Source organism: Limimaricola litoreus (genome assembly GCF_024159025.1).
Taxonomy (GTDB): Bacteria; Pseudomonadota; Alphaproteobacteria; order Rhodobacterales; family Rhodobacteraceae; genus Limimaricola; species Limimaricola litoreus.
This window is the reverse complement of the sequence record NZ_JAMYXC010000033.1, coordinates 1-4,476: the sequence shown is the minus strand read 5'-3', so window position 1 is coordinate 4,476 and position 4,476 is coordinate 1. Positions and strand designations below refer to the sequence as shown.

The following is a 4,476-nucleotide window of genomic DNA, read 5'->3' as shown; positions in this document are numbered from 1 at the left end:
GATCCGCGGCCGGTAGGCGCGCCCGGCGATCCAGCCGATCGCGGCGGAGACGAGCCTGAGCCGGGTCTCCTCCGGCGCGCGCCCCAGCAGGGCGGCGTCGATCTCGACCGCACCGGCCCGCAGCCGCAGCGCCCGGCGCGACAGGTCTGCTGCCGGCGCCTCCAGCGCCTCCCGCGCCATCGCCATGCGCTGCGCGGTGTCGGCCAGCCCCTGCGCGTCGATGCCCAGAGGCGCCAGATCACGCAGCGCGGCCCTTGCCCGGACCCGCTGAAAGCGCGGATCGGCGTTCGACGGGTCCTCGTCCCAGCCCAGCCCCCGCTCCGAAAGCCAATCGCGAAGCGCCGCGCGGCGCAGCCCGAGAAAGGGGCGCAGCCAGACGAGCCCGTCTTCGTGTCGGATGGGAGACATGGCCGAGAGCCCATCCACCCCCGAGCCGCGCGCGAGCCGCATCAGCACCGTTTCGGCCTGATCGTCGAGCGTATGGCCCAGCGCCACGGCCTCCAGACCATGCCGCCTGGCCCAATCCGTAAGCAGCGCACGGCGCGCACGGCGGGCGGCGTCCTGCAGGTTGCCGCGCCCCTCCCAGCCGGTCCAGTCGAGGATCTCGTGCGGCAGGCCGAGAATGGCGCAATCGCGCGCCACCCGCTCGGCCTCGGCCCGCGCTCCGTCCCGCAGCCCGTGATCGACCGTGGCGACGCGAACAGCGATGCCGCGATCGCGCGCCATGGGCGCCAGCGCATGCAGAAGCGCCATGGAATCCCCGCCGCCCGACACGGCGAGGCCGAGCCCCCGGGAGGAAAGCTCGGCCTCGAGGCATCGGGCGGCGGCGGCGAGAATATCCTCTGCCGCGGCGGTCACCCCGCCGCCGTCACTGGCACGACAGTTCCAGCATCGCGGCTTGCGCCTCGATCGCGGCCGGATCGCCCGGAAAACGCGTGGTGACCTCGCCCAGTGTCACGCAGGCATCGGGCACCTGCCCCAGCGCCGAAAGCGAGCGGCCGAGCTTGTAGAGCGCCTGTGCTGCGACCTTGCCGTCGGGATCGCCCGAGAAGCTGTCGAGATAGGCGCGCGCCGCCGCGGCGCTCTCGCCGAGCCCGGTCAGGGCCTCACCCTTCTTGAACAGCGCCTCGGAGCTCAGCGCGCCGCCGGGGTAGGTCTGGACATGGGCCGAGAACTGGTCCGCGGCGCGGCGAAAGTCACCCTGTGCGAGCGCCTCCGACGCCCGCTCGAAATCCGCCTTCTCGCCGACGGCGAGCGCGGGGCCGGTGCCGGTCGAGACCGGGGCGGCGGGGGTCGGCACGTTCGCGGCACTGTCGACACCGCCAAGGCTGGGCGTGTCGCCGAGCTGGCTGATGTCGCAGTTCTCATCCAGCTCGCAGATGCGGAATTCCAGATCGCCGACGCGGTTGGTGCCGTCGGTGGTGATCCGGTTGATGCGGAACTCCAGCTCCTCGGTCTTCGAGGTCAGCCCCTGCAGCTGCGCCTCGATGGCATTGAGCCGCTCGAGCGCCGAATTGCCGCCCACGGCCTGCGGGGTGGCGTCGGTGGTGTTCAGCTCGCCCTTGAGCGACTGGATATCGCCGTAGAGCACCGACAGTTCCTGCCGGATGTCGGCGAGTGTCTGATCCTGCCCCTGCGCCGCCCCCGCGACCGGGGCCGCGAGGGCGCACAGGAGCGCGAGGCGGCTCAGGGACGCGCGCATCAGCTCAGCGCCCCGGCGGCGATGACGGTGACGGCGCGGCGGTTCTGCGCGTAGCAGCTTGCATCCGAACAGGTCGCGATGGGCCGCTCCTTGCCGTAGGAAATGGTGCGCAGACGCGAGGACGGCACGCCGCGCGAGATCAGGTATTCGCGCGCCGCGTTGGCCCGCCGCGCGCCGAGCGCCACGTTGTATTCGCGCGTGCCCTGCTCGTCGGCATGGCCCTCGATCACGGCGAGGTAGTCGGTATTGGTCATCAACCACTGCGCCTGCCCGTCGAGCGTCGCCATCGCCTCGGAGGTCAGGGTCGACTGGTCGATCTGGAACAGCACCCGGTCGCCGATGGCCTGAGCGAAATATTCGGGGCTGTCGGGGTTGCCCAGGCCGCTCTGGCCGATGGCGCCCGACTGGTCGAAGCCCGCACCCGCCCCGGCCCCCGCGATGTCGGAGCCCAGCCCGTCCGCGCCGCTGCCGAAGCGGTCGGGACGGGTGCAGGCCGACAGCGCCAGCGCGGCTGCGAGGATGGAGACGGTGAAATACTTGTTCATCTTGAAAATCCTGCCCCTGAAGGAGTGTTTGTCCGAATGCCTAGCACGCGACCGGCGGCGTGCAAACGCCGCCCTCACCGTTGCAGCGGGCCCCACGAGGCGTCCGAGGAGAAGCCCCCCGTCGGCACCGGCTTGAGATTGCGCCCCGAGATGTCGACCGAATGCAGCTGCGGCCCGCCCGAAGCGCCCTGAGTCTCACGGGTGAACATCAGCACCCGCCCGTTCGGCGCCCAGGTCGGGCTTTCGTCGAGGAAGGAGGAGGTCAGCAGCCGCTCTTCGGAGCCATCGGTGCGCATCACGCCGATGTGGAAGCGACCCGCGTTCTGTTTGGTGAAGGCGATGAGATCGCCGCGCGGGCTCCAGACCGGAGAGCCGTAGCGCCCTTCGCCGAAGGAGATGCGGCGCGGCTCGCCGCCCGAGGCGGACATGACGTAGAGCTGCTGCGTGCCCGAACGGTCGCTTTCGAACACGATCTGGCTGCCGTCGGGCGAGAGCGAGGGCGAGGTCTCGATCGAGGGGGCGGAGGTCAGCCGGGTATGCGCGCCCGAGTTCAGGTCGGTGCGGTAGATGTCGGTGTTGCCGCCGGTGGAGACCGAGTAGATCACCGCGCCGCCATCCTTGGAAAAGCGCGGGGAGAAGGCCATCTCGCCCTCGACGGTGGTGATCTGCCTCCGCCCGACGCTGGCCACGTCGAGAAGGTTGATCCGCGGGAAGCCGCTCTCGTAGCTGGTGTAGAGCACCCGGTCGCCATTCGGCGAAAAGCGCGGCGCCAGCACGAGCGAGGCGCTGTCGGTCAGGAACTGCCGGTTCTCGCCGTCGTAATCCATGATCGCGAGACGCCGGGCCCGGTTGTCCTTGGGACCGGATTCCGAAACGAAGACCACCCGGCTGTCGAAATAGCCGCTCTCGCCGGTGATGCGGGAATAGACCGCGTCGGCCACCTTGTGACCCATGCGCCGCCAGCCTCCCGTGGTGCCAGTGAACTGCAGCCCCTCGCCCAGCTCGGCGCCGGTGAACACGTCGTAGAGGCGGAATTTCACGGTGAGCTGGTCGCCACTGACCGCCACCGCCCCGGTGATCAGCGCCTGGGCGTTGATCGCACGCCAGTCGGGATAGGCGACGGGGCTGGCGAAGCTCGCGGGCGTAGAGATGAAGGAGGTGGCCGGGATCTCGCGGAAGAGCCCGGTGCCGGTCAGGTCCTGTGCCACCACGCGGGTGATGTCGGCGGCGATCTGCTCGGCGCCCGCGGTTTCGGCCTGAAACCCCGGTACGGCGAAGGGCAGCGGCTCGATCACGCCTTCGGAGATGGTGATCCGCAAGGGCCCGTCCTGCGCGAGGGCGGGTGCCGGAATGGCCGTCGCCGCGACGAGCGGCGCCAGCAGAAGCGCGATGGTTCTGGTCAGCATCTATGTCCTCGTTCCGTCAGACCGCGGGGGTTCACAGCCCCTTTTGCGCAGCGGCGTAGGGTTGGGCAACGCCCCGTCTGGGGCGCGGGTTCAAAGCAATCGCACGCGAAGCGCTCAGGGTGGCAGCAATGCATCAGCGCATCCTCATGCCGGAGGGATCGAAGGTCATCTCGACCTCCTTCCACTGCTCGTATTTCTCGGCCGGAAGCACGTATCCATCGCGCTGGCAGCGCAGAATGGCGCGGCGCGCGGATTGGAACGCCGCCTCGATCGCCGCCTCGCTGCCGCCCTGCCCGCCGACGCGGCGCACATCGCCCTGCACCCGGCCCTGCGGGTCGAGATCGAAGGCGACGGTGAGCGTCACCCGCGCCGCCTCGGAGCCCACGTCGACGTTCCAGCATTGCTGCACCGCGACGCGGAAGGCCGACTGCTCGGCCCCGGTCATCGGCGGGCCGGGGTTGGCAGCGGGCGCGGGCGCGGGCGTGCTTGCCAGCGCGGCGGCGAGCGCATCGGCCACGGCGTCGCTGGTGTCGGTGGCAGGCGGCGTCTCGGGTTCGGGCTCGGCGTCCTGCGAGGAGGCGGTCTGCGTTTCCGGCTCGGTTACGGGAGCGGGTTCGGGATCGGGCGCCGCACGCGCGGGGCGCGAAAGCGGTCGCGGGGCCGAGGGCGGGGCCAGGGCCAGCTGCGGCGCGGGCGGCGTCTCGGGCGCGCTTGCGGGCTCCTCGGCCTCGGTCACGATCTCGGTCGTGGCCTCCTCGGGTGGTCGCCGACAAGACCGCGCCCGAGGTCACCGCTACGGCCTTCGCGCTCGGCAAGACGCTGG

5 protein-coding genes are annotated in these 4,476 nt (G+C 70.9%); all 5 read right to left on the bottom strand.

Annotated features, from left to right (window positions below; translation table 11 throughout):
• Window positions 1–858, bottom strand: an 858-nt coding sequence (gene tilS, locus NHG85_RS02755) for a tRNA lysidine(34) synthetase TilS (RefSeq protein WP_253329599.1), incomplete at its 3' end; no start/stop codon positions are given.
• 10 nt (window positions 859–868) lie between these two features.
• The gene (gene ybgF / locus NHG85_RS02750) at window positions 869–1,702 is read right to left on the bottom strand and encodes a tol-pal system protein YbgF (RefSeq protein ID WP_253329597.1); all 834 of its coding nucleotides are present in this window, start codon (window positions 1,700–1,702) and stop codon (window positions 869–871) included.
• Window positions 1,702–2,247, bottom strand: a complete 546-nt coding sequence (gene pal / locus NHG85_RS02745) for a peptidoglycan-associated lipoprotein Pal (RefSeq protein ID WP_253329595.1) — start codon at window positions 2,245–2,247, stop codon at window positions 1,702–1,704. The genes ybgF and pal overlap by 1 nt, the downstream gene beginning before the upstream one ends.
• Window positions 2,248–2,321: 74 nt before the next feature.
• Entirely contained in the window at window positions 2,322–3,653 is a 1,332-nt protein-coding gene (tolB, locus tag NHG85_RS02740) for a Tol-Pal system beta propeller repeat protein TolB (protein ID WP_253329593.1), read from the bottom strand.
• 133 nt (window positions 3,654–3,786) lie between these two features.
• The gene (gene tolA / locus NHG85_RS02735; protein ID WP_253329591.1) at window positions 3,787–4,389 is read right to left on the bottom strand and encodes a cell envelope integrity protein TolA; all 603 of its coding nucleotides are present in this window, start codon (window positions 4,387–4,389) and stop codon (window positions 3,787–3,789) included.
• Window positions 4,390–4,476 lie beyond the last annotated feature (87 nt).